This is a genomic window from Acidovorax cavernicola, from assembly GCF_003581445.1.
The window spans coordinates 18,801-42,931 of the sequence record NZ_QXMN01000034.1 but is presented as its reverse complement, the minus strand read 5'-3'; the positions used below and the strand labels follow the sequence as shown (position 1 = coordinate 42,931).

Annotated in this window: 25 protein-coding genes; 20 read left to right on the top strand and 5 right to left on the bottom strand. The window is 67.7% G+C overall.

Translation table 11 applies throughout. The features are described 5' to 3' along the window. The first annotated feature begins 5 nt into the window (after positions 1-5). From D3H34_RS22900 to D3H34_RS22880, 5 genes are read left to right on the top strand one after another with little or no spacing between them, the layout of a single operon-like run. Complete coding sequence (locus D3H34_RS22900; RefSeq protein ID WP_350308485.1) at positions 6-1,865, top strand: putative porin; 1,860 nt, start codon at positions 6-8, stop codon at positions 1,863-1,865. A 19-nt stretch (positions 1,866-1,884) separates the two neighbouring features. After that, positions 1,885-2,616, top strand: coding sequence for a hypothetical protein (locus tag D3H34_RS22895; RefSeq protein ID WP_286186102.1), 732 nt, complete (start codon positions 1,885-1,887; stop codon positions 2,614-2,616). Further along, entirely contained in the window at positions 2,613-3,569 is a 957-nt protein-coding gene (locus D3H34_RS22890; protein ID WP_119556545.1) for a peptidylprolyl isomerase, read from the top strand. The genes D3H34_RS22895 and D3H34_RS22890 overlap by 4 nt, the downstream gene beginning before the upstream one ends. Before the next feature lie 40 nt (positions 3,570-3,609). Then, entirely contained in the window at positions 3,610-4,158 is a 549-nt protein-coding gene (locus D3H34_RS22885) for a YbjN domain-containing protein (RefSeq protein WP_167481259.1), read from the top strand. Beyond that, a complete protein-coding gene (locus D3H34_RS22880; protein WP_119556543.1) occupies positions 4,158-4,415 on the top strand; it encodes a hypothetical protein in 258 nt (85 codons plus the stop codon). Before D3H34_RS22885 ends, D3H34_RS22880 begins: the two co-directional genes overlap by 1 nt. Positions 4,416-4,427: 12 nt before the next feature. Here the strand turns inward: D3H34_RS22880 and D3H34_RS22875 are convergent, their stop codons facing one another. Further along, positions 4,428-5,141: a FadR/GntR family transcriptional regulator gene (locus D3H34_RS22875; protein ID WP_119556542.1), complete on the bottom strand. Its 714-nt coding sequence runs from the start codon at positions 5,139-5,141 to the stop codon at positions 4,428-4,430. Positions 5,142-5,215: 74 nt separating this feature from the next. Beyond that, the gene (locus tag D3H34_RS22870) at positions 5,216-6,541 is read right to left on the bottom strand and encodes an MFS transporter (RefSeq protein WP_119556541.1); all 1,326 of its coding nucleotides are present in this window, start codon (positions 6,539-6,541) and stop codon (positions 5,216-5,218) included. A gap of 186 nt (positions 6,542-6,727) precedes the next feature. Between D3H34_RS22870 and D3H34_RS22865 the strand changes: the two genes are divergently transcribed. The 3 genes from D3H34_RS22865 to D3H34_RS22860 all read left to right on the top strand — a co-directional run bounded on the left by D3H34_RS22865 (position 6,728) and on the right by D3H34_RS22860 (position 8,197). Then, positions 6,728-7,282 (top strand): ureidoglycolate lyase, encoded by a 555-nt coding sequence (locus D3H34_RS22865; RefSeq protein WP_434057710.1) that lies wholly within the window; start codon positions 6,728-6,730, stop codon positions 7,280-7,282. A gap of 95 nt (positions 7,283-7,377) precedes the next feature. Then, positions 7,378-7,731: a hypothetical protein gene (locus D3H34_RS34015; protein ID WP_147400473.1), complete on the top strand. Its 354-nt coding sequence runs from the start codon at positions 7,378-7,380 to the stop codon at positions 7,729-7,731. A 28-nt stretch (positions 7,732-7,759) separates the two neighbouring features. Continuing rightward, on the top strand, positions 7,760-8,197 hold the full coding sequence (locus D3H34_RS22860; protein ID WP_119556539.1) for a PPC domain-containing DNA-binding protein: 438 nt from the start codon (positions 7,760-7,762) through the stop codon (positions 8,195-8,197). A 55-nt stretch (positions 8,198-8,252) separates the two neighbouring features. Here the strand turns inward: D3H34_RS22860 and D3H34_RS22855 are convergent, their stop codons facing one another. Then, the gene (locus D3H34_RS22855) at positions 8,253-8,459 is read right to left on the bottom strand and encodes a hypothetical protein (RefSeq protein WP_119556538.1); all 207 of its coding nucleotides are present in this window, start codon (positions 8,457-8,459) and stop codon (positions 8,253-8,255) included. Between the two features lie 146 nt (positions 8,460-8,605). On the opposite strand from D3H34_RS22855, the gene D3H34_RS22850 reads away from it, so the two are divergent. From D3H34_RS22850 to ntrC, 12 genes are all read left to right on the top strand, one after another. Further along, complete coding sequence (locus D3H34_RS22850; RefSeq protein WP_119556537.1) at positions 8,606-10,201, top strand: class I SAM-dependent methyltransferase; 1,596 nt, start codon at positions 8,606-8,608, stop codon at positions 10,199-10,201. Positions 10,202-10,274: 73 nt separating this feature from the next. Then, complete coding sequence (ggt, locus tag D3H34_RS22845; RefSeq protein ID WP_119556536.1) at positions 10,275-12,008, top strand: gamma-glutamyltransferase; 1,734 nt, start codon at positions 10,275-10,277, stop codon at positions 12,006-12,008. 61 nt (positions 12,009-12,069) lie between these two features. Beyond that, entirely contained in the window at positions 12,070-12,810 is a 741-nt protein-coding gene (locus D3H34_RS22840) for a pseudouridine synthase (protein WP_119556535.1), read from the top strand. Positions 12,811-12,915: 105 nt separating this feature from the next. Beyond that, the gene (locus D3H34_RS22835) at positions 12,916-13,923 is read left to right on the top strand and encodes a YncE family protein (RefSeq protein ID WP_119556534.1); all 1,008 of its coding nucleotides are present in this window, start codon (positions 12,916-12,918) and stop codon (positions 13,921-13,923) included. After that, entirely contained in the window at positions 13,907-14,743 is an 837-nt protein-coding gene (locus D3H34_RS22830; protein ID WP_119556533.1) for a polysaccharide deacetylase family protein, read from the top strand. The genes D3H34_RS22835 and D3H34_RS22830 overlap by 17 nt, the downstream gene beginning before the upstream one ends. A gap of 16 nt (positions 14,744-14,759) precedes the next feature. Beyond that, positions 14,760-15,734, top strand: coding sequence for a sterol desaturase family protein (locus D3H34_RS22825; protein ID WP_119556532.1), 975 nt, complete (start codon positions 14,760-14,762; stop codon positions 15,732-15,734). 57 nt (positions 15,735-15,791) lie between these two features. Next, a complete protein-coding gene (locus tag D3H34_RS22820; RefSeq protein WP_119556531.1) occupies positions 15,792-16,691 on the top strand; it encodes an EI24 domain-containing protein in 900 nt (299 codons plus the stop codon). Next, positions 16,688-17,488 (top strand): competence/damage-inducible protein A, encoded by an 801-nt coding sequence (locus D3H34_RS22815; protein WP_205736795.1) that lies wholly within the window; start codon positions 16,688-16,690, stop codon positions 17,486-17,488. The genes D3H34_RS22820 and D3H34_RS22815 overlap by 4 nt, the downstream gene beginning before the upstream one ends. Before the next feature lie 147 nt (positions 17,489-17,635). After that, positions 17,636-19,051: a type I glutamate--ammonia ligase gene (gene glnA, locus D3H34_RS22810; RefSeq protein WP_119556529.1), complete on the top strand. Its 1,416-nt coding sequence runs from the start codon at positions 17,636-17,638 to the stop codon at positions 19,049-19,051. Positions 19,052-19,283: 232 nt separating this feature from the next. After that, a complete protein-coding gene (locus D3H34_RS22805) occupies positions 19,284-19,805 on the top strand; it encodes a hypothetical protein (RefSeq protein ID WP_119556528.1) in 522 nt (173 codons plus the stop codon). Positions 19,806-19,819: 14 nt separating this feature from the next. Further along, positions 19,820-20,899 (top strand): nitrogen regulation protein NR(II), encoded by a 1,080-nt coding sequence (glnL, locus tag D3H34_RS22800; RefSeq protein ID WP_119556527.1) that lies wholly within the window; start codon positions 19,820-19,822, stop codon positions 20,897-20,899. 26 nt (positions 20,900-20,925) lie between these two features. Further along, complete coding sequence (gene ntrC / locus D3H34_RS22795) at positions 20,926-22,458, top strand: nitrogen regulation protein NR(I) (RefSeq protein ID WP_119556526.1); 1,533 nt, start codon at positions 20,926-20,928, stop codon at positions 22,456-22,458. Positions 22,459-22,616: 158 nt separating this feature from the next. Here ntrC and D3H34_RS22785 read toward each other — a convergent pair whose 3' ends face one another. Together D3H34_RS22785 and xth are read right to left on the bottom strand one after the other, a co-directional pair. Next, entirely contained in the window at positions 22,617-23,150 is a 534-nt protein-coding gene (locus tag D3H34_RS22785; RefSeq protein WP_119556525.1) for a hypothetical protein, read from the bottom strand. Between the two features lie 5 nt (positions 23,151-23,155). Next, positions 23,156-23,941 (bottom strand): exodeoxyribonuclease III, encoded by a 786-nt coding sequence (gene xth / locus D3H34_RS22780; protein ID WP_119556524.1) that lies wholly within the window; start codon positions 23,939-23,941, stop codon positions 23,156-23,158. Positions 23,942-24,131: the final 190 nt, after the last annotated feature.

The following is a 24,131-nucleotide window of genomic DNA, read 5'->3' as shown; positions in this document are numbered from 1 at the left end:
CCCGCATGACTTTTTCTACCTCCGGGGCCGACGCCCGGCCCGACCCCTTCCATCCAGTGAACGAAGCGATGAACACTCACAGCAACACACTCACGCGCCGCAGCGCGATGCCGGCCCTGCGCCAGTGCGCGCTCGCGGCGGCCGCGGCCTGCGCGCTCGCGTTCTCGGCCGGCCCGGTGGCCGCCCAGACGGCCGGCGCGCCGGCCGGCGAATCCGCCATGGTCAAGCTGATCCGCGGCCTGATCCAGAGCGGCACGCTCGCCAAGGACGTGGGCGAGGCGCTGCTTGCGCAGGCCCAGACCGAAGCCATGGCCGCGCAGCAGGCGCAGCGCCAGGCGGCCGCGTCGGCCACCGCCGCATCGGCCACCGTGGCCGGCGGCATGCGGCTCGAAGCAGGCGACGTGCGCGTGCCCTACATCTCGCAGACCGTGCGCGACCAGATCCGCGACGAGGTCAAGGCACAGGTCATGGCCCAGGCCAAGGACGAAGGCTGGGCCGCGCCCAACGAGACGCCCGAGTGGAGCAAGCGCATCCGCTTCGAAGGCGACGTGCGCGTGCGCAACGAGTCGCGCAGCTACGCGGGCAACAACAGCGACATCGAGATCAACTGGCCCTCGCTCAACCAGGGCAGCGGCTACGACGTCAACCCGAACACCAACCTCGCGCTGCCGTCGATCATGAACACGCGCCAGGACCGCCGCAACCTGTTCCGCGCCCGCGCGCGGGTGGGCCTGCTGGCCGACCTGTCGGAGAACACCAAGGCCGGCGTGCGCCTGGCCTCGGGCAGCGACGAGAGCCCCGTGTCGACCACCACCACGCTGGGCGGCGGCCTGGGCAAGAAGAGCGTGTGGCTCGACCAGATGTGGATCTCGCACAAGCCGACCGACTGGCTCACCGTGACCGGCGGCCGCTTCGGCAACCCCTTCATGTCGACCGACCTGCTGTATTCCAGCGACCTGAACTTCGACGGCATTGCCGCGCAGTTCGACAAGAAGCTGGCCTCGAATCGCGACCTTTCTCTCTTCGGTACCCTGGGCCTGATCCCGCTCGAGTACTCGTCGGACCACTCGCCCAGCCGCAGCCAGACCAAGATGAAGAGCGAGAACAAGTGGCTGCTGGGTGCGCAGGTGGGCGCCGACTGGAAGATCAACGAGGACAACCGCGTGCGCGGTGCGCTGGCGTACTACAACTTCCGCAACGTGAGCGGCCAGGTCTCGCAGCCCTGCGCGCTGTACGCCGGCGCCGACGGCTGCAGCACCGACTGGTCGCGCCCGGCCTTCATGCAGAAGGGCAACACGCTCATGCTGCTGCGCGACATCTCGCTCGACCCGCTCAACCCGGCCGGCACGCCGCAGCCGCAGTACGTGGGCCTGGCTTCGAAGTTCCGCCTGATCGACCTGAACCTGCGCTGGGACACCCAGGTGGCGGGCAACAACCTGCGCCTGGATGCGAACTTCGTGCGCAACACCGCCTACGACGCCAACGACATCTGGAACCGCGCGGGCATCCGTGGCGCCATCGTCAACAACTTCGGTCCCACCGGCGGCACGAACAAGTCCGACTTCAAGAGCGGCGGCAACGCCTACATGCTGCAGGCCACCTACGGCAAGCCGGCACCGGCCGCGCGCGGCGACTGGAACGTGCTCGCGGGCTACAAGCGCATCGAACCCGATGCCATGCCCGACGGCTACAACGATTCGAGCTTCCACGGCGGCGGCACCAATGCGCGCGGCTACTTCCTGGGCGGCTCGTACGCGATCGACAAGAACATGTGGTTCACCGGCCGCTGGATCTCGACCAAGGAGGTCTATGGCCCGCCGCTGTCGATCGACACCCTGCAGCTTGAATTCAATGCGCGCTTCTAAGCCGAAGAAGGAGATTGCCGTGTCACGAACGATCTTCCCGGCGCTGGCATGGGCCGCGCTGGCCGCCACGGCCGGCGTGGCGCATGCGCAGACGCCAGGCGCGAGCATGGAGGAGCGGCTGCGCGCGCAGCTGCGCACCACCACCACGCAGTTGCAGCAGGCGCAGAACGAACTGGCCGCGCTCAAGGCCGGCCAACCCGCGGGCAAGGCGCCCGCGGCACCGGGCGCCGCACCAGCCGCGTCGGAAGTCGAAACGCTGAAGAAGGAACTGGCTGCGAGCCAGGCCCAGCTGGCGTTCGAGCGCCACGCGCGCGGTCAGGCCAGTGCCGGCAACGCGCAGCTGCGCGAGCAGGCGCAGGCCGCGAGCGAGAAGGCGAGTGCGCAGATCGCGCAGTACCGCGGCGCCTACGACGAGTTGCTGAAGATGGCGCGCAGCTCCGAAGCCGAACGCCAGCGCCTGGCCGGCGAGGCCGCGTTGCAGCGCACCGCGCTCACGCAGTGCGAGGCCAAGAACACGCAGCTGTATGCCGTCGGGCTGGAGGTGCTGCGCGCCTACGAAACCATCGACGTGGGCAGCGTGCTCGCGTCGCGCCAGCCCTTCGCGGCGCAAAGCCGCGTCAAGTTCGAACAGGTCGCGCAGCAGTACGGCGACAAGCTCTACGAAAGCCGCTTCGACGTGCGCGCAGTGAGCGCGCCGGCGCCGGCGGCAGCCGCCGCGTCCGCACCTGTCACGGAAGGAAAGCCCCAATGACCCAGACCCCTCCAATCCAAACAACCCCTGCCGCCGGCATCGGCCGGCGCCTGCGCGCGGCGGCCGGCGTGTTGCTCGTTTCGTCGGTCGGCGTGGCTGCGGCGCAGCAGCCTGCCGCACCCGGCCACGCGGTGGTCGCGCGCATCGGCGAAGTCACCATCGGCCAGGACGAGATCGAGAAACTGCTGCAGACCCTGCCCGAGGCCGAGCGTGCTGCCGTCAAGGCCGACCGCGCGAGCCTGGACGGCTGGCTGCGCCAGCGCCTCGTGAGCGAAGCGCTGCTGCGCGATGCCCGCGCCAAGGGCTGGGCCGACCGGCCCGAGGTGAAGGCGAAGATCGACGCCGCCACGCGCGAGGTCACCGCGCGCATCGTGGCCGCCAGCTACCTCGAGTCCGTGAGCCAGGTGCCCGCGGGCTTTCCGTCGGACGCCGAAGTGAAGGCTGCGTACGAGCAGGGCAAGACCGGCTTCAACCTGCCGGCCGCCTACCGCGTCGCGCAGATCTACCTGGCCACGCCCGACCGGGATGTGGCCGCCGTCACCAAGGTGCGCGACGAAGCCAACCGCCTCGCGCGGCAGGCCCGCAGCGGCGACTTCGCCGCCGTGGCGCGCGCCAGCTCGCAGGACCGCCGCAGCGCCGAGCGCGGCGGCGAGGTCGACACGCTGCCGCTCGCGCGCATCCTGCCCGAGTTGCGCGACACCGTCGCCAAGCTCAAGCAGGGACAGGTCAGCGAACCGGTGCAGGCCGAAGCCGGCTTTCACATCGTCAAGCTGCTCGACACCCAGCCCGCGCGCACCGCCACCCTCGAGGAAATGAAGCCGCAGTTGCAGGCCTTGCTGCGCCAGCAGCGGCAACAGCAACTGGTGCAGGCCTACATGGCCCAGCTGGCACCGCCGGCCCAGCTGAGCATCGACAGCGCCGCGCTCGATGCCGCCCTCCAGAAAACCAACTGAATCCGATATCTCTTTTGTTCCTGAAAGAAAGCACAACACCATGAACACCACCGCAACGACCACCGAAGCCGGTGAACCCACGGCCGCCGACATCGCCGCGCCGACCGCCCTCGACATGCTCGACGCCGTCACGCCCGACCAGGTGTCGGATGCCATCAAGGCCGCCGGCGGCGCCGTCACCGCCATCGAGCAGGACGGCGTGGTGCGCCTGCACAGCGCCAGCCACGGCATCGGCTTCCAGGTGCTGTGGGGCAATGCCGTCACCACCACCCAGTACACCGACTTCACGCTGAGCTGCCCGCTGCGCGTGCAGGGCGGCACGTTGCCCGAGGCCGTGCTCGCCGCATGGCATCGCAGCAAGCGCTTCGCGCGCGTGGCGCAGCATGGCGATTTCGTCGTGCTGGAGATGGACGTGGTGGTGGCCGGCGGCGTCAGCCCCGCGTACCTGGCCTTCGCCGTGCGGCTGTGGATGCAGATGATGGGCGAGTTCTTCCTGCACCTGCGCAACTACGGCCCCGCCGCCGAGACGCGCGGCGACGCGGCGAACGCCGAGGGCGCTGCCGTCCAGGGTGTGTCCGCCGCCGCGTGATGCCCACGCACGCCGCGCCCGGCCTGTCGTCGACGACGCACGACCACAGCCATCCCTCGCACGACTCGCCCACGGGCCGCGCCATCCAGGCCGCGGCGCGGCAGGCGCAACGCGCGCGCCGTGCCGAGACCGTGCGGCAGCGCCAGCGTGCCGCGCTGCTGGATCTGCTGGTGCAGACCATGGCGGAGCTGCACATCTCGATGGCCGAGCTCAACGCGGCGCGGCGTGCGATCGGCGTGCGCAGCCGGGAGCGGTAGGGACGGTTGGTTTCAGGGGGCCGAAGGGGCTGCTTCGAGCCCCGTCGGAAAGTGCACGCCCGCGCGTTGCGCGGCCTGCACGATGTGCTGCGTCATGGCCTGCTGCGCCAGCGCCGGATCGCCCTTGGCCAGCGCTTCGATGATCGCCATGTGCTCGTCGTAGGTGGCATGGCGCGCGCCGCGCTTGTAGAACGGCAGGCGCTGGCTCTCCTGCATGACCTCGGCGCTGTTGCGCAGGATCTCGGCGATGGCCTGGTTGCCCGCGATGCCGATGATCTGCATGTGGAAGTCGAAATCCAGCTGCGTGGCCTGCGCGAAGTCGGCGGCGTCGATGCACGCGCGCATGGCCTGTGCGTTGGCGCGCAGTGCTTCCAGGTCTTCGGGCTCGATGACGAGGCAGGCCAGCCGCGCGGTGAAGTTCTCGACCGCGAAGCGCAGCTGATAAACGTCCTGCAGCGAATGCGAGGTGGCGAATTTCCAGGCGGGGGAGGCCGGTGCCTGCGCGCCGTCCTCGGCCACGTACATGCCCTTGCCGGGTCGCGGGATGACGAGGCCCGTGCCCTGAAGGGTCGACAGCGCCTCGCGCAGCGAGGTCCGGCTGATGCCGAGCTGCTCGGCGAGGTCGCGTTGCGAAGGCAGCAGCCCGCCGGCCGCGTAGGTGCCGTCCGCGATCCGCTGCTGGATCAGTCGGGCGGCGGTGGCGGCAACGGCGGGGGAGGCGAGCATGGGCGGTTTTCGGTTCGGAGTGCGGCTGTGGCGGGAGCAGGAAATCTTACTGTGGCCGCACCCCGGGGCCTTCCCTACTTGTTGACCAGCTTCGCCGGCACCGTGTAGGTGAGGAAGGCGCCGAACAGCAGCACGCCGGCCAGCACGAACAGGGCGATGTCGGTGCTCTTCGTCGCGTCCTTGATGAGGCCGATCATGTAGGGGCTCACGAAGCCCGCCAGGTTGGCGAAGGAGTTGATGAGCGCAATGCCCGCGGCCGCGCCCGCGCTCGACAGGATGGCGGTCGGCAGGCTCCAGAACAGCGGCGAGGTGGCCAGGCTGCCGCCCGCGGCGAGCGCCAGGGCGGCCAGCGAGAGGTACACGTTGTGGCTGAAGATCGCGCTCAGCGTGAGGCCCAGCGCGCCGCAGCAGAAAGGCACGATCAGGTGCCAGCGACGCTCGCGCATGCGGTCGGAGCTGCGGCTCACCAGCAGCATCGAGACGATGGCCACGGCAAAGGGAACGGCCGTGAGCAGCCCGATGTTCAGCGCGCCGGTCACGCCCGACTGGCGCACCAGCGTGGGCAGCCAGAAGGTCAGGCCATACTGGCCCATCACCGTGCAGAAGCAGATCATGGCCATCTTCACGATGCGGCGGTCGGCGAACAGCGCGCGCAGCGACATGTGGCTGGTCTCGCCCTTGGTGGCGTTCTCGGCCGCGATGTTGCGTGCGAGCACGGCCTTTTCCTCGGCGTTGAGCCAGCGGGCGCCCTGGATGCTGTTGTCGAGGTAGACGATGACGAGCAGGCCGATGACCAGCGAGGGCAACGCCTCGATGAGGAACAGCCACTGCCAGCCGCGCAACCCGCCCATGCCGTGCATGGCGTCCATGATCAGGCCCGACAGCGGCCCGCCCAGCACGCCCGACACCGGAATGGCGCACATGAACACCGCCACCATCTTGGCGCGGCGGTGCGAGGGAAACCAGTAGGTGAGGTACAGGATCATCCCCGGGTAGAAGCCGGCCTCGGCCGCCCCGAGCAGGAAGCGCAGCACGTAGAACTGCGTGGGCGTGGTCACGAACATCATCGCGGCCGAGATCAGGCTCCACGTGATCATGATCCGCGAGATGGTGGCCTTGGCGCCGATGCGGTGCATCAGCAGGTTGCTCGGCACCTCGAAGAAGAAGTAGCCGATGAAGAACAGGCCTGCGCCCAGCCCGTACATGGCTTCGCTGAACTGCAGGTCGCTGAGCATGTTCAGCTTGGCGAAGCCGACGTTCACGCGGTCCAGATAGGCGGCCACGTAGCAGAGCATCAGGAAAGGCATGAGTCGCCATGCCACTTTCTTGTAGAGCGCGTTCTCCGCTGCAGCAGAGGTGGTGGCCGGCTGCAGCGGCGCATGAAGGGTGGTGGTTGACATGGCGGTCCTCGAAGCGTCGATGGGTGGATTAACTGGTATTACCGGTCTGATTTAACGCGACCGTGACCTTAAGGCTTCATTTGCCCCTATGCACTAGCGATTTCCCTGACGCCGGGAGATTGACGGGGTGGATCGCTTGCAAGGATACTGGTAATACCAGTTGGGCCAAGTGCCGAGGAGTTTCTGTTGACGATTGCCAGCCCCACCTTTTTGCCCCCGACGCCGGGCGCGCCCGCGGCGCTCGAGCTCGTCGCGCAGCCGCTGACGCGCGAAGCGTTCGCCGCGTTCGGCGATGTCATCGAGAGCGCGCACAGCCGGTCGATGCCCATCAACGGGGGCATGACCACGCGCTTTCACGACCTGGCGCGCGTGGACCCGGGCCCCGGTGACAGCCGCGTGCTGGTGAACATCTTCGAGACCCTGCCGTATGCGCTGCCGTTGCCGGTGAACATGCTGGAGCGCCACCCGCTGGGCAGCCAGGCCTTCGTGCCGATGGACGGCAGCCGTTTTCTCGTGGTGGTGGCGCCGGCAGGCGACGCGGTGCGCATCGAGGACATCCGCGCCTTCGTCACCAATGGCCGGCAGGGCGTGAACTACGCGCGCGGCGTGTGGCACCACCCGCTGGTGGTCACACAGCAACGGGCGAGCTTCGTGGTGATCGACCGGGGCGGGGCCGGGCCGAACTGCGACGAGATCTTCCTGCCGCCGGTGTGCGCGGTGCGCGTGAGTCTGGCGGCCTGAGTTCACCGCCGGGCCACTGACTTGCGGCTGTTGGCGAACGAGGCCTACACCGTCGGGAGCCGCTCGGTGAAACCTTCGGGCCATGGGTGAACGCCATGCGCAATCCAACGACATCGATCTTTGCCGGAAGCCTTGGCGCAGCGGTTGCTGCCGGGGTGCTCGGTATTGCGGCGGTCTGTGCCGCGCCGGTCGCGGCGCAGTCGGCCGACAAGCCCGACAAGCCGCCTCCGACGAAAGCGCAACCCGGCCCCGACCCCGAGTTCATCGTGAAGCCGCCTCCCCATGGCAACCCCCGGCTATTGAAGCCCCCGCCGCCCGATCGCGATCCGGGCCTGGTGAAAAAGCCGCCGGCAGATACGAGGGCGCCCGAGGACGACCCGGCCGCGCCTTCGCGTCAGGACGACTGCCGCGGAACCGCCGGGGACTGCAAGCAGAACACGCCACGCTGACGCGTCGACAGGAAGGAGCCGCTGCGACATGAAATCCAAGATCCTCAACACCGGCCCCGAGCGCACCATCGCCCTCGTCTTCGAGACGGGCGACGAGGTCATCCCGCTGCTGGAGGAGTTCGCCAAGGCGAATGCGCTCTCGGCCAGCCGCTTCAGCGCCATCGGTGCGCTGCGCGGGGCGGTGCTCGGTTACTTCGATTGGGAGCGCAAGGACTACGACCGCATTCCCGTGGGGGAGCAGGTCGAGGTGCTGTCCCTGAACGGCGACATCGCGCTGGATGGCGACCAGCCCACGGTGCATGCGCACGCCGTGCTGGGTCGGCGCGATGGCAGCACGGTCGGCGGCCATGTGCTGCAGGCCACCGTGCAGCCGACGCTGGAGGTGTTGCTGATCGAGTCGCCGGGCTACCTGCGCAAGACCTGCGACCGCGAGAGCGGCCTGGCGCTCATCGACATCGACGCCTGAGCGGTCGCGAGCGCTGTGTCGCGCGGTTCTTGACGGGTGTTTGCTGCCTGCAGGTTCACTGGCACTGGAACAGCACGCCCGATTCGGCGGGCGCCTTGCCGAGCCACTTGGGGTCCTGCCCCTTGGCGTTGCAGTAGTCCGAGGCCTGGGTGTAGGTCATGGCGCGCAGCACCCCGTCGCGGAAGGGAACGATCTGGTTGGGCGGCGTCGAGCAGCCGGCAATGATCAAAGCGAGGGGAAGCAGAGTGGTGCGCCAGTTCATCGGGCCATTCTAAAGAGGTCGTGTCCGTGCGGGAGCCCGCGGCGGGAGGAGGGCGGCGGGCCTTCCATCCGCTTCTTTTTGCCCGGGCACGGGGCTATAGTCTGCGAGCACTGCCGCATCCCCCTGTCGATCCTCAAAGGACGTTCGTGCCGGACTCTCTGACTTCCACGCTCACCAGTTACTACGATGCGGTGCCCTACGACTCGCACCCGTTCCCCCAATCCGCCGTGGAGCACCTGGAAGCCCTGGCCTTCCTGTTCGGGCTCGACGCGCCCGTGCCCCACACCGCGCGCGTGCTGGAACTGGGCTGCGCCGCCGGCGGCAACCTGATTCCATTCGCCGTGCGCCACCCGGACGCCCGCGCGGTCGGGGTCGACCTGTCGCGCGTGCAGGTGGCCCAGGGCGTGGCAGCGCTCGACCAGGCGGGGCTGTCGAACATCGAGCTGAAGACCTTCAACATCGCCGAGATCGACGCGTCGTGGGGCCAGTTCGACTACATCGTCTGCCACGGCGTCTACAGCTGGGTGCCGGGGCCGGTGCAGGACGCCATCCTGCGCGTGTGCGCCGAGAACCTCGCGCCCAACGGCGTGGTCTACGTGAGCTACAACGTGTACCCGGGCTGGAAGGCGCGCGAGATCGTGCGCGACGCGATGATCCTGCGCGGCGGCCCGCGCGACACGCCGGAAGAAAAGCTTTCCTATGCGCGCGGCATGCTCGAGTTTCTCGAACAGTCGGCCCGGCCCGACAGCGTGCTCAAGAAGACGCTCGACGAGGCGATGCCGATCGTGCGCAACTCCGGCAACTACTACCTGCTGCACGAGTTCCTGGAGCCGTGCAACGAACCCTGCTATTTCAAGGAGTTCGTCGCCCGTGCCGAGGCGCGCGGGCTGGCCTACCTGTGCGACGCCGAACCCTCGACCATGTTCGTGCAGAACTACGGCGAGAAGGTGCGCGACCCGCTGCTGCGCGAATGCGGCGGCAGCCAGGTGATGATGGAGCAGTACCTCGACTTCCTCGTCAACCGCACCTTCCGCCAGACGCTGCTGGTGAAGCAGGGCAATGCCGCGAACATCCGATATCGCCTCGAAGTTCCGTGCCTGCGCGCCCTGGAATTCGCCGGCATTTTCCGCGTGGATGGCGGCGATGCACTCACCATGGACACTCGCGAGCAGCCCTGCACCGCGCTGCGCGACCTGAAGGTCACGTTGCGGCTGCCGGCGCACAAGGCGGTGGCGCAGGCGCTCGACGCGAGCTATCCGTGCGCGATGTCGACCGAGTCGTTGCTGGCCGCCGTGGTGACCCTCACCGGCGAGCCGCGCGCGGCCGTCGAGCCCATCGTGATGGCCATGCTCGAAGAGCTGCTGATCCTCGGCGCGTTGCGCATCCGGCGCACGCCGGTACAGGCGGCTGGCACGGTGTCCGCGCTGCCGCAGGTGCCGGCGCCCGTGCGTCGCGCGCTGGGCGGCGTGCCCGCATCGCAAGCGTCGGCCGTCGTCTGCAACCAGTGGCATGAGCCGGTGGCGCTCACGGTGCTCGAGCGCAGCCTGCTGCCGCTGCTCGACGGGGCGCACACGCACGAGGCGCTGGCCGCCTTCCTCATCGACGAGGTGCGCGCCGAACGCCTGCGCTTCCTCAAGGACGAGCAACCGCTGACGGACCCGTCGGCGCTCCATGCCTTCGCACAGGAGCAGGTCGCGCAGGCCTTGCAGAGCCTGCGGCGCAAGGCGCTGCTGACGGCCTGAACATGGTCTGAAAGCTCCGTTCATCATTCACCCCTCCCTCATTCTTCATCCAACGCACAGAGGAGACTTTTCCATGCAGCACTTCAAGTGGACCCCCACACTGCGCGCCGCCGTCGCGGCCGCGCTCACCCTGGCGGCCGGCGCCTCGCAGGCCGCGTCGCAGGCGCCGGTGGCGGCCGAGCACGGCATGGTCGTGAGCGCGCAGCACCTGGCCAGCAAGGTCGGCGTCGATGTGCTCAAGCGTGGCGGCAATGCGGTCGATGCGGCCGTGGCCGTGGGCTATGCGCTGGCGGTGGTCTATCCGGCCGCGGGCAACCTCGGCGGCGGCGGCTTCATGACCGTGCAGCTGGCCGACGGCCGCAAGACCTTCCTCGACTTCCGCGAGAAGGCGCCGCTGGCCGCCACGGCCAACATGTACCTCGACAAGGACGGCAACGTCGTCAAGGGCCTGAGCACCCACGGCCATCTCGCCGTGGGCGTGCCGGGCTCGGTGTCGGGCATGGAATACGCGCGCGAGAAGTACGGCACCATGAAGCGCGCCGACCTCATCGCCCCGTCGATCCAGCTGGCCGACAAGGGCTTCGCGCTGCAGCAGGGCGACATCGACATGCTGCTCACGGCCACCAACGACTTCAAGAAAGATCCGGTGTCCGGCGCGATCTTCCTGAACAAGGGCGAGCCCTTCGCGGTCGGCCAGAAGCTGGTGCAGAAGGACCTGGCCAAGACGCTGAAGGAAATCAGCGCCAAGGGCACCGACGGTTTCTACAAGGGCTGGGTCGGCAAGGCCATCGTGGCGTCGAGCCAGGCTGGCAAGGGCATCATCACGCAGGCCGACCTCGACCAGTACAAGACGCGCGAACTCGCGCCGGTCGAGTGCGACTACCGCGGCTACCGCGTGGTGTCGGCGCCCCCGCCGAGCTCGGGCGGCGTGATCATCTGCGAGATGCTCAACATCCTCGAGGGCTACCCGCTCAAGGACCTGGGCTTCCGTTCGGCGGAGTCGGTGCACTACCAGATCGAGGCCATGCGCCACGCCTACGTGGACCGCAACAGCTACCTGGGCGACCCCGACTTCGTGAAGAACCCGCTCGATCGCCTGCTCGACAAGGGCTACGCCGCGAAGATCCGCGCCGCCATCGATCCGAAGAAGGCCGGCGTGTCGAAGGACATCAAGCCCGGCGTCGCGCCGCATGAAGGCAGCAACACCACCCACTACTCGATCACCGACCAGTGGGGCAACGCCGTCTCCGTGACGTACACGCTGAACGACTGGTTCGGCGCCAAGGTCACGGCCGACAAGACCGGCGTGCTGCTGAACAACGAGATGGACGACTTCACTTCGAAGGTCGGCGTGCCCAACATGTACGGCCTGGTGCAGGGCGAGGCCAATGCCATCGCCCCGGGCAAGCGTCCGCTGAGCTCGATGAGCCCGACCATCGTGTCCAAGGACGGCAAGCCGGTGTTCGTGGTCGGCACGCCCGGCGGCAGCCGCATCATCACGGCCGTGCTGCACACCATCCTGAACGTGGTCGACTACGGCATGAACGTGCAGGAGGCCGTCGATGCGCCGCGCTTCCACCAGCAGTGGCTGCCTGACGTGACCAACGTCGAGACCTTCGCGATCAGCCCCGACACCCGCAAGATCCTGACCGACATGGGCCACAACCTGGGCGTGCCGCAGCCGGCCAACCACCTGGCGGCGATCATCGTCGGCGCGCCTTCGCTGGGCGGTAAGCCGGTGGGTGCCAACCGCTTCTACGGCGCCAACGACCCGCGCCGCAATACCGGCCTGGCTGCTGGCTACTGAACCTGCGGCACACTCGAAGGCGGTCGTGCCCCTGTCGGCACGGCCGCTTTTTTCATTTCCCATGCATCTGCAAGACATCCTCTACACCCAGGGCTTCGGCACGCGTCGCGTGTGTGCGGGCCTGGTCCAGCAAGGCCACGTGAGCATCGGCGGCGCCGTCGTGACCGACCCCTTCGCCGACCTCGACCCCGAAGGCCTGCTGTTCACCGTGCAGGGCACCGAGTGGGCCTGTCACGAGAAGGCCTACCTGATGCTGCACAAGCCGGCCGGTACCGAGTGCTCGCAGAAGCCCTCGACCTACCCGAGCATCTACACGCTGCTGCCGTCGCCGCTGCGCCTGCGGCCGAACAAGGGCGCGGTGCAGGGCGTGCAGGCCATCGGCCGCCTCGACCAGGACACCACCGGCCTGCTGCTGCTGACCGACGACGGCCAGTTCATCCACAAGATGGGCTCGCCCAAGCACCATGTGCCCAAGGTCTACGAGGTGACGGCCAAGCACCCGATCGACGAGGCGCAGATCGCCAAACTGCTGGCCGGCGTGGTACTGGACGACGACCCGAAGCCGGTGCGCGCCGCCGCCTGCGAATCGGACAGCCCGCTGCACCTGCGGCTGACGCTCACCGAAGGCAAGTACCACCAGGTCAAGCGCATGCTGGCCGCGGTCGGCAACCGGGTCGAGGGCCTGCACCGCTCGCGCATCGGCGGCCTGGCGCTGCCGGACGATCTGGCGCCGGGGCAGTGGCGCTGGCTCACGGCCGAGCAGGTGGCCCAGTTGCGGGCGCCGGTGCCCAAAGCTGGTTGACATAGGTCAACTGACCCGGGCGAAACACACGTTCCGGGGCGCCGGCAGTCAGCTGTTCGTCGGGATCGACCGTTAAGATTGTTAAATCTCTCCCGGAACCTTCCCTTGCGACTCCCTGCCCGCCCGAACGGCCGCATCGCGGCCTTCCTGCTGTCCTGCCTGACAGCCCTGGTCACCCTCCCAGCCGCGGCGGCGCCGCCGACCCCTCCACCGGTTTTCGTGCTCAATTCGCTGGACGCCAGCGTGAGCGTGATCAACCCGGTCGACTGGACCGAGAAGCAGCGCATTTCCACCGGCAAGGAGCCGCACCACATCTACATGACGCCCGACGAGAAGTCGGTCATCGTGGCCAATTCGGCGGGCGATTCGCTGACCTTCCTGGACCCGCGCACGGGCGAGGTGCAGCGCGTGGTGTACGGGATCATCGATCCGTACCAGCTGCAGTTCTCGCGCGACATGAAGTGGTTCGTCACGGCGGCCAACCGCCTGAACCACGTCGACGTGTACCGCTGGGACGGCAAGGACCTGAAGCTGGTCAAGCGCATCGCCACCGGCAAGACGCCCAGCCACATCTGGATCGACAACACCAGCACGGTGGCCTACGTCACCATGCAGGACAGCGACGAGCTGATCGCGGTCGACCTGCCGACGCAGACCATCCGCTGGCGCATGGCCACCGGCGCCATGCCGGCCGACATCTTCGGCGCCCACAACGACAAGACGCTGCTCGTGGGCCTGACCGGCAGCGACGGCGTGCAGGTGTTCGACGTGGCCGGCGCCCAGCCCAAGCTGGTCGGCAAGATCCCCACCGGCAAGGGCGCACACGCCTTTCGCTCGGCCGGCGACGGCAAGACCGTGTTCGTGAGCAACCGGGTGGCCAACACCATCAGCCGCATCGACCTGACCACGCTGAAGGTGGTCGCCACCTACAACGTGCCGGGCGGCCCCGACTGCATGGACGTCTCGGCCGACGGCAAGACGCTGTACGTGACCTCGCGCTGGGCCAAGAAGCTCACGGTGGTCGATCTCGCGAGCCAGAAGGTCGTGCGGCAGGTCAACGTCGGCCGCTCGCCGCACGGCGTCTGGACGCTCGACCATGCGAAGCGGATCTGAGTTCGTGCGCGGGGTTCGTTTTGGCGGTGTCGCCTGCGCCGTTGCGGCGCTGGCCTGCGCCACCCTGCCGGCGGCAGGAGCACAGGAAGCCGCGGGTGCCACCTGCGAGAAACCCGTCTACCTGACGCTGGACACCGGCCACATGGGCATCGCGCCGCTGGTGGCCGACGTGCTCAAGCGCCAGGACGTGCGTGTCACCTTCTTTGCCGCCGCCGAGCGCACCCAGACCGACGGCGACAGCCTGGACGACCACTGGGCGCCGTGGTGGAAGGCCAGGGCGGCCGAAGGCCACGAGTTCGCCTCGCACACCTACGACCACGCCTACTGGCGCGGCGACGTCAAGGGCACGCCGCCCAGCTTTCGCATCAAGCCGTCCGCTGGGCCGCAGACCGGCAAGGAATCGGTCTGGCGCGCGGCCGACTACTGCGCCGACATCCGCAAGTCGTCTGACCGGCTGGCCGCCATCACCGGCAAGAAGCCGCTGCCGCTGTTCCGCGCGCCGGGCGGCAAGACATCGCCAGCGCTGCTGGCGGTTGCCAAGGACTGCGGCTACGCGCACGTGGGCTGGTCGCCCGCCGGCTTCCTGGGTGACGAGCTGCCGAGCGAGACTTTCAGCAACCAGAAGCTGCTGGCCCAGGCGCTCGGGAGCATCCGCTCCGGTGACATCCTGCTGGCGCACCTGGGCATCTGGTCGCGCAAGGACCCGTGGGCGCCAGCCAACCTCGAACCCCTGATCGTCGGCCTGAAGGCCAAGGGCTTCTGCTTCCGTACCCTGCGACAGCATCCGGACTACCGCGCCTGGATCGCTTCCCACCCTTGAATCCTGAGTTTTCGCCGTGATCGATTGGTTGACCGACGTTTTTTCTGCCATGCAGGGCTGGCTCTTCGAGACCGCCGTGCAGCCGCTGGTGTACGCCATCGGCCTGGGCGGCTGGGCCGAGGACGCCTTCGACGCCACCGGCTGGCTGCTGGTCGGCGTGGTCCAGATCCTCGTGCTGCTGGCCGTGATCGGCCCGCTGCAGCGCTGGCGCGCGGTCGAGCCCGTGACCGACCGCCGCGCGATCCGCATCGACGTGCTCTACACGCTGATCCACCGGCTCGGCCTGTTCCGGCTGGCGCTGTTCTTCACGCTGCAGCCTGTGTTCGACGACCTGCTGGGCAGCCTGCGCATGGCAGGGTGGGGCACCTTCCACCTGGACGAGGTGTGGCCCGGCGTGACCGACGTGCCGTGGGTGGCCTTTGCCATCTACCTCGTGGTGCTCGACTTTGTCGGCTACTGGATCCATCGCGGGCAGCACCAGTTCAACTGGTGGTGGAGCCTGCATTCGCTGCACCACTCGCAGCGCCAGATGACGATGTGGAGCGACGACCGCAACCACCTGCTGGACGACGTCATCCACGACACGCTCATCGTCATCGTGGCGCAGCTGATCGGCGTGGCGCCGGGCCAGTTCATCGCCGTGGTGGCCTTCACCCAGCTCAGCGAGAGCCTGCAGCACGCCAACCTGCGGCTGAGCTTCGGGGCGATCGGCGAACGGCTGTGGGTCAGCCCGCGTTTTCACCGGCTGCACCACAGCATCGGGCTCGGGCATGAGTCGCATGGCCGCAGCACGCTCGGCGGCCACAACTTCGGCGTGCTGCTGCCCTGGTGGGACATGCTCTTTCGCACCGCCAACTTCGAGAACCGCTACGACCCGACCGGCATCCGCGACCAGGTCGAGCCCGGCGCCGACGGCCGGCCGCGCGACTACGGCCAGGGCTTCTGGTCGCAGCAGTGGCTGGGCCTGAAGCGGCTGTTCGGCCGCGCTTGACCCGGGCAGAGGTCTTACGGCTGGCGGGCCGGGGCCTTGCGCTATCCTCGACGCCTCATGCGCCTGCTCCTCGACTCCTTCTGGCGCGCGGTGGCCTATTGCATGCTCCCGCGCGTGATCGTGCTGTCGCTCCTGCCGCTGGCGCTCATGGTGCTGCTGGCCGCGGGGCTCGGTTACTTCTACTGGGACGCGGCCGTGGTCTGGACGCGCGAGGCCCTCGAGGCCTGGCCGCTGCTGTCCAGCTTCTGGGCCTGGATCGGGCGCCTCTTCTCGAGTGACGTCACGGCCGCGCTGGCACCGCTGGTGGTGGTGTTCGCCGTCACCCCGCTGATCGTGGTGCTGTCGCTGCTGATCGTGGCGGGCTTCATGGCGCCGGCGCTCACCAAGCTCGTGGCCGAGCGGCGCTTTCCGACGCTCGAACAGAAGAAGGGCGCTTCCTTCTTCGGCAGCGTGGTTCGCTCGCTCGGCGCCACCGTGCTGGCGATGGTGGCCCTGGTGGTGTCGATGCCGCTGTGGCTCATTCCGCCGCTGGTGCTGATCCTGCCGCCGCTGATCTGGGGCTGGCTGACCTACCGGGTGATGAGCTTCGACGCGCTGGCCGAGCACGCCAGCCCCGAGGAACGCGCCGCGCTGCTGCGCGCCCACCGGCTGCCGCTGCTGTGCATCGGCGTGCTGTGCGGCTACCTGGGCGCCGCGCCGAGCATCGTGTGGGCCTCGGGCCTGCTGTTCGCCGCCGCCTTCTTCGTGCTGGTGCCGATCGCCATCTGGATCTACACGCTGGTCTTCGCCTTCTCCGCGCTCTGGTTCGCGCACTACTGCCTCGACGCCCTGGCCCAGTTGCGCGCCCAGCGCGCGGCGCTGCAGGCCGCGGCCGGTGGCGGCGACGTGCCGGCGCTGGAGGCGGCCGAAGCCGCCGAGGCCAACAAGGCCGCTCTCTCTCAATGGGGTTCACCATGACACGCGCATTCGGTCTCATCGTCGTCGGCGACGAGATCCTTTCCGGCAAGCGGGCCGACAAGCACATGGCCAAGGTCATCGAGCTGCTGGCCGCGCGCGGCCTGCAACTGGGCTGGGCGGAGTACGTGGGCGACGAGCCCACGCGCATCACCGCCGCCCTCATGCGGGCCTTTGCCTCGGGCGACATCGTGTTCTCGACCGGCGGCATCGGCGCCACGCCCGACGACCACACCCGCCAATGCGCCGCCCAGGCCCTGCGCGTGCCGCTGGCGCTGCACCCCGAGGCCGAGGCGCTGATCCGCGAGCGCATGCAGGACACGGCCGCGGAGCAGGGCGTGCCCTACGAGCCCGACCGGCCCGACAACATCCACCGGCTCAACATGGGCGTGTTCCCGCAGGGCGCGTCGATCATCCGCAACCCGTACAACAAGATCCCGGGGTTCAGCGTCGAGCACGTCCATTTCGTGCCGGGTTTCCCGGTCATGGCCTGGCCGATGATCGAGTCGGTGCTCGACACCCGCTACACCGATCTTTTCACCCGAAACGCCATCGCCGAGAAGTCCGTGATCGTTTTCGGTGCGATGGAAGCCACCCTCACGCCGCTGATGCAGGCCATCGAGCAGGCCCATGCCGGCATCAAGGTATTCAGCCTCCCCAGCGTGGATCACCCCCAGTACGGCCGCCACATCGAGCTGGGCGTCAAGGGCGACCCCGACCGGCTCGATGCCGCCTATGGCCAGCTGATCGAAGGCTTGCACAGCTTTGATGCGAGGCTTGGCCCCGAATTGGTGCGTTAATTTGAATTGCACCAATTTGGTGATTATTTCCCTTCCCGGCAGCCTTCTGGCCGTCACCCGGGCCTCATCCGGCGGGGCGACAATGGCACAGAAACTGCATCCTCCCCTCCCGTATTTCCAACCACCCATCCAACTCAGGAGAAACTGATGGCAAAGACCGTCGCCGATGTACTCAAGCTCGTCAAGGAAAACGAGGTCAAGTTCGTCGACCTGCGCTTCACCGACACCCGCGGCAAGGAACAGCACGTGACCGTGCCTGTGTCGCACTTCGATGAAGACAAATTCACCTCGGGCCACGCGTTCGACGGTTCGTCCATCGCCGGTTGGAAGGGCATCGAAGCCTCGGACATGCAGCTCATGCCCGACCCCAACACCGCCAACATCGACCCGTTCTTCGAAGAAACGACGCTGATCCTGACCTGCGACGTGATCGATCCGGCCGACGGCAAGGCCTACGAGCGCGACCCGCGTTCGCTCGCCAAGCGCGCCGAGGCGTACATGAAGGCTTCCGGCCTGGGCGACACCGCCTACTTCGGTCCGGAACCCGAATTCTTCGTGTTCGACGGCGTGCGCTGGAAGAACGACATGTCGGGCTGCTTCGTGAAGATCGAATCCGAAGAAGCCTCGTGGAACACCGACAAGGAGTTCGAGCACGGCAACAGCGGCCACCGTCCGGCGGTCAAGGGCGGCTACTTCCCGGTTCCCCCGGTCGACAGCTTCCAGGACATGCGCTCGGAAATGTGCCTGGTGCTCGAATCGCTGGGCATCCCGGTCGAAGTGCATCACCATGAAGTGGCCAACGCCGGCCAGCTCGAAATCGGCACCAAGTTCAGCACGCTGGTCCAGCGCGCCGACTGGGTCCAGCTGCAGAAGTACGTGATCCACAACGTGGCCCACGCCTACGGCAAGACCGCCACCTTCATGCCCAAGCCCATCGTCGGCGACAACGGCTCCGGCATGCACGTGCACCAGTCGGTCTGGAAGGACGGCAAGAACCTGTTCGCCGGCGACGGCTATGCAGGCCTGTCGGACTTCGCGCTGCACTACATCGGCGGCATCATCAAGCACGCCCGCGCCCTGAACGCCATCACGAACCCCGGCACCAACAGCTACAAGCGCCTGGTCCCCGGCTTCGAAGCTCCGGTGAAGCTGGCCTACTCGGCCAAGAACCGCTCGGCCTCGATCCGCATCCCGTTCGTGGCCAACCCCAAGGGCCGCCGCGTCGAAGCGCGCTTCCCCGATCCGCTGATGAACCCGTACCTGGGCTTTGCCGCGCTGCTCATGGCCGGCCTGGACGGCGTGGAAAACAAGATCCATCCGGGCGAAGCCGCCAGCAAGGACCTGTACCACCTGCCGCCGGAAGAAGACGCGCTGATCCCGACCGTCTGCCACAGCCTGGACCAGGCCCTCGAAAACCTGGACAAGGACCGTGCGTTCCTGACCAAGGGCGGCGTGTTCACCGACTCGTACATCGACGCGTACATCGACCTCAAGATGCAGGAAGTCACCCGCTTCCGCATGGCGACCCATCCGGTCGAGTTCGACATGTACTACTCGCTGTAAGAAGCTCGCCCCCAGGCTGCGCGCACTTCGTGTCGCTTCGCCAACCCCCGCCGGGGGCAACACCGGAGGCCCGGCAAAGCCGGTTCCTCGGTGTTTCGCGAAGGGAGCGAGCCTGATGAGTAAGACGAAAGGACGGCCCCGGCCGTCCTTTTTCCTTGGTGCGGAACATCCTGATCTGAGGGGGCTCGAATTGCATCAAAATGCGCGTTTGTCGCGCCCTCACCGGACTCCAATGAAGACTGCTTCCCTGATTTTCCTGGCCGCTGCCTCCGTCGCCGCCGCTGTCCCGGCACTCGCGCAGGAGCGCGTCTGGCGTTGTGGCAACGAGTACACCAACAACGCGACCGTGGCCCAGCAAAAGGGCTGCAAGATCATGGAAGGCGGCAACGTCACCGTCGTGCAGGGCACGAAGCCCTCGGGCGGTGGTGGCAGCGCGTCGTCGGGCTCGGGCGGGTCTGCCGCTCGTGCGCCGGCGGGCAGCCCGCGCGTCGAAGGCGTCGACCAGCGCGCCCGCGACGGCGAGGCGCGTTCGGTGCTCGAGGCCGAGCTGCGCAAGGCCGAGGCGCGCCAGACCGAGCTCAAGAAGGAATACAACAACGGCGAGCCCGAGAAGCAGGGCAGCGAAGGCCGCAACTACCAGAAGTACCTCGACCGCGTGGCCGAGATGAAGGCCGAACTCGCGCGCAACGAGAGTGACATCGCCGGCATCCGCCGCGAAATCGGCCGCCTGCCGGCCAAGCCGCAAGCGCAGTAAGAGGCGCGCAATCCATGGTGTTCGGGAAGAAGGCGGCTGGCGCCAATCCGCGCTTTCAGTCCTTCGACCTGCTGTCCACGCTGATCGCGGTGGTCAACCGCGACGGCTCGGTGCTGTTTGCCAATGCGGGTCTCGAAGATGCATTGGGCACTTCGCGACGCACGCTCGAAGGCTCGCAGTTCGGCGCCTGTTTCCATGAGCCGCAGGTGCTGCGCACCGCCCTCGATGGCGCCAGCAGCAACGACTTCGCCACGCTGCGCTACGAGGCCTTCCTGCGCCGCGTCAACCACGAGCTGATGCCCGTGCAGGTCACGCTCGCGCACGGCGACAAGAAGGGCGAACTCATCATCGAGATGTCGCCGCTGGAGCAGCAGGTGCGCCAGGATCGCGAGGAGCGCCTCATCGACCAGGCGCAGGCCAACAAGGAACTCATCCGCAACCTCGCCCACGAGATCAAGAACCCGCTGGGCGGCATCCGCGGCGCGGCGCAGTTGCTGCAGATGGAGGTCGAGTCGCGCGACCTCATCGAGTACACCCAGGTCATCATCCACGAGGCCGACCGGCTGCAGACGCTCGTCGACCGGCTGCTGGCGCCGCACCGGCGCCCGCACGTGGTGGGCGACGTGAACATCCACGAGGTCTGCGAGCGCGTGCGCTCGGTCATCCTGGCGGAGTTTCCGCGCGACCTGCACATCGAGCGCGACTTCGACGTTTCCATTCCCGAGTTCCGCGGCGACCGCGAGCAGCTCATCCAGGCCACCCTCAACATCGCGCACAACGCGGCGCAGGCCCTGGCCGAGCGCCGCGCGGCGGGCGATGCGCAGATCACTTTCAAGACCCGCGTGGCCCGACAAGTGATCTTCAATAAGCAGTGGTATCGATTGGCACTGGAATTGCATGTCATCGACAATGGACCGGGTGTGCCGGACACGATCAAGGACCGCATCTTCTATCCGCTCGTTTCGGGCAGGGAAGGCGGGACCGGGCTGGGGTTGACGCTTGCACAGACTTTCGTGCAGCAGCATCACGGCGTGATCGAGTGCGACAGCGTCCCGGGCCGAACCGATTTCAAGATATTGATTCCGCTGCCCTAGCGCAGCCCCGGCAACAGAGGAGATGCATGAAGCCGATCTGGATAGTTGATGACGACCAATCGATACGCTTCGTGCTCGAGAAGGCGCTGCTGCGCGAAGACCTGCCCACGCGCAGCTTCACGAACACACGCGAAGTGCTGGCCGCGCTCGAACAGGCCGAGGGTGACGAGCAGCAGGGCCCGCAGGTCCTGGTGAGCGACATCCGCATGCCGGGCGGCTCGGGGCTCGATTTGCTCGACAAGATCAAGGCGAAACACCCCGGCCTGCCGGTCATCATCATGACCGCGTTCTCCGACCTCGACAGCGCGGTCTCGGCCTTCCAGGGCGGCGCCTTCGAGTACCTGCCCAAGCCCTTCGACCTGCCGCGCGCCGTGGAGCTGATCCGCCGCGCCGTCGACGAAAGCCAGCGCGAAGAGGTGTCCGAAGAACGCATGGCCGCCGCCCCCGAGATGCTCGGCCAGGCGCCCGCGATGCAGGACGTGTTCCGCGCGATCGGCCGGCTCTCGCAGAGCAACGTCACGGTGCTCATCACCGGCGAATCCGGCTCGGGCAAGGAGCTGGTGGCGCGCGCGCTGCACAAGCATTCGCCGCGCGCCAGCGGCCCCTTCGTGGCGATCAACACCGCCGCCATTCCCAAGGACCTGCTCGAGAGCGAACTCTTCGGTCACGAGCGCGGCGCCTTCACCGGCGCGCAGACCATGCGCCGTGGGCGCTTCGAGCAGGCCGAGGGCGGCACGCTGTTCCTCGACGAAATCGGCGACATGCCCTTCGACCTGCAGACGCGCCTCTTGCGTGTGCTCAGCGACGGCCATTTCTACCGCGTGGGCGGCCACAACTCGGTCAAGGCCAATGTGCGCGTGATCGCGGCCACCCACCAGGACCTGGAGCAGCGCGTGAAGCAGGGCGGTTTCCGCGAAGACCTGTTCCACCGCCTCAACGTGATCCGCCTGCGCCTGCCGGCGCTGCGCGAACGCGGCGAGGACGTGCCCGCGCTCACGCGCCACTTCCTGCAACAGAGCGCGCGCCAGCTGGGTGTCGAGCCCAAGCGCATCTCCGACGCCGCGCTCGCCAGGCTCGCAGCCTTCAACTTCCCGGGCAACGTGCGCCAGCTCGAGAACATCTGCCACTGGCTGACCGTGATGGCGCCCGCGCAGCTGATCGAATCCAAGGACCTGCCACCCGAAGTGATGACGGGCGGTGGGGCGGAAGGACATGCCGTGGTCGCAGAGACCGCTGCGCCCGCGCAGGCCGTCGCAATCGCCCCTGCGGCTGTCGCACACGACGCTGCTTCCATGCCGGTTGCCGCCGTTGCACCGGAGACGGTGTCCAGCGCATCGGTCGGCGCCAGTGCCTGGGAAAGCGGCCTCGAAGCCGAAGCGCAGGCCTTGCTCGCCGCAGGCCGCACCGACGTGTGGGATGTGCTCACGCGCCGCTTCGAATCGCGGCTGATCCTCACCGCGCTGGCCAACACGCGGGGCCGGCGCATCGAGGCGGCCCAGAAGCTGGGCATCGGGCGAAACACCATCACCCGGAAAATCCAGGAACTCGGTATCGAATGAAAAGGCCTTCCCAGGGCCTTTTTTTACGCCGCCCGCCAGCAAGCAGAGCGTCCTTCCAGAGATACCGCGGAACCGGCTTTGCCGGGCCGCCGGTATCGCCCCCTGCAAGGGGGTTGGCGTAGCGACACGAAGTGCGCGCAGCCTGGGGGTGTGCCAGGTTATCGGCTGCGTTGGCCGAGCGTGAGTGAATCCAGCTGGAACTTGCCGCTCTTGTCCCAGAGCCAGGTGTCGACATAGGTGTGGCCGCCCAGCTTGCCCGGGCTCGGCAGGGGCGAGGTGGCCTTGATCAGTTCCGCGATCATCGGCGGCACTTCGGGTGCATGGCTGGGCACGCGGCTGAAGGTCACGTTGTTGACCTTGCCGTTCGCGTCGATGTCGGTCTCGACCACCACCACGGCATACACCAGCGGCGGGATCTTGCCCTTGTAGATGCGGTTGGCGTAGGCCTTGTAGATGTGGCGCGCGCCGGTCTTGCGGTAGGTGCGGATCGCGGGCGTCTGCGCGGTGATCAGCCGCACGGTCGGGATGTCGCGGCTGCCGCCCTCGGCGGCGGTTGGACTGCTGGGCGAGGCCGCACCCGTGCCGCTTTCCGATCCGCCGCCTGGCTTGAGGACCGAGCAGGCAGTCAGGGCCAGCGCTGCGGCGGCGATCGCAGCGGAACGGGCCAGGCGTGCGGCGACCGGCGTCTTCATGGCCGTCAGGCGCCCGGGCCGAGTTCGAGCACCACGGGGGCGTGGTCGCTCGGCTTTTCCCATTTGCGCGGCACGCGGTCGATGACGCAGCCCGTCACGCGCGGCACCAACGGCTCGCTGACGAGGATGTGGTCGATGCGCAGGCCGCGGTTCTTCTGGTAGCCCAGCATGCGGTAGTCCCACCACGAGAAGCTCTTTTCGGGCTGCTCGAACATGCGGAAGCTGTCGGTCAGGCCCAGGTCGAGCAGCGCCTTGAAATGGTTGCGCTCTTCGGTCGTGTGGTGGATCGTTTCCTTCAGGCCCACCGGGTCGAAGCTGTCGCGGTCTTCGGGCGTGACGTTGAAATCGCCCAGCAGCACGAGGTTCGGGTGCGCTGCGATTTCACGCGCAAGGTAGTCGTGCAGCGCGCCGAGCCACTTCATCTTGTAGGCGAACTTCTCGCTGCCCGGTTCCTGGCCGTTCACGAAGTAGCAGTTCACCACGCGCAGCGGGCCCGAGGGCGTCTCGATGGTGGCGGCGATCACGCGAGACTGCTCGTCGGCGAAGTTCTCGATGTTCTTCACCACGTCGCGCACCGGCGCGAGGCTGAGGATGGCAACGCCGTTGTAGGTCTTCTGTCCGAACACCGCCGCCTCGTAGCCGGCCGACTTCAGCACCTCGAGCGGAAACTTGTCGTCGGTCATCTTGAGCTCTTGCAGGCACAGCACATCGACCGGGTTGGCGATGAGCCAGTCGAGCACATGCTGCAAGCGCGCGGTGAGGGAGTTGACGTTCCACGTGGCGATTTTCATGGTGGCTCTGAAAGATTGATTTCGTAGATTCTGTTCTTGCGCGGGGGGCCGTGGGCTTGCGTGCCCGGCCCTGCACGCGGTGGGGCGCCGCACCGTGGTCGGTGCGCGCCTCGCCAGCTTAGCAAATGGGACGTGCGGCCCGGCGCAGGCAGGTAAGCAGGCGCAACAGCCGTCGGGAACGGGAGCCGCC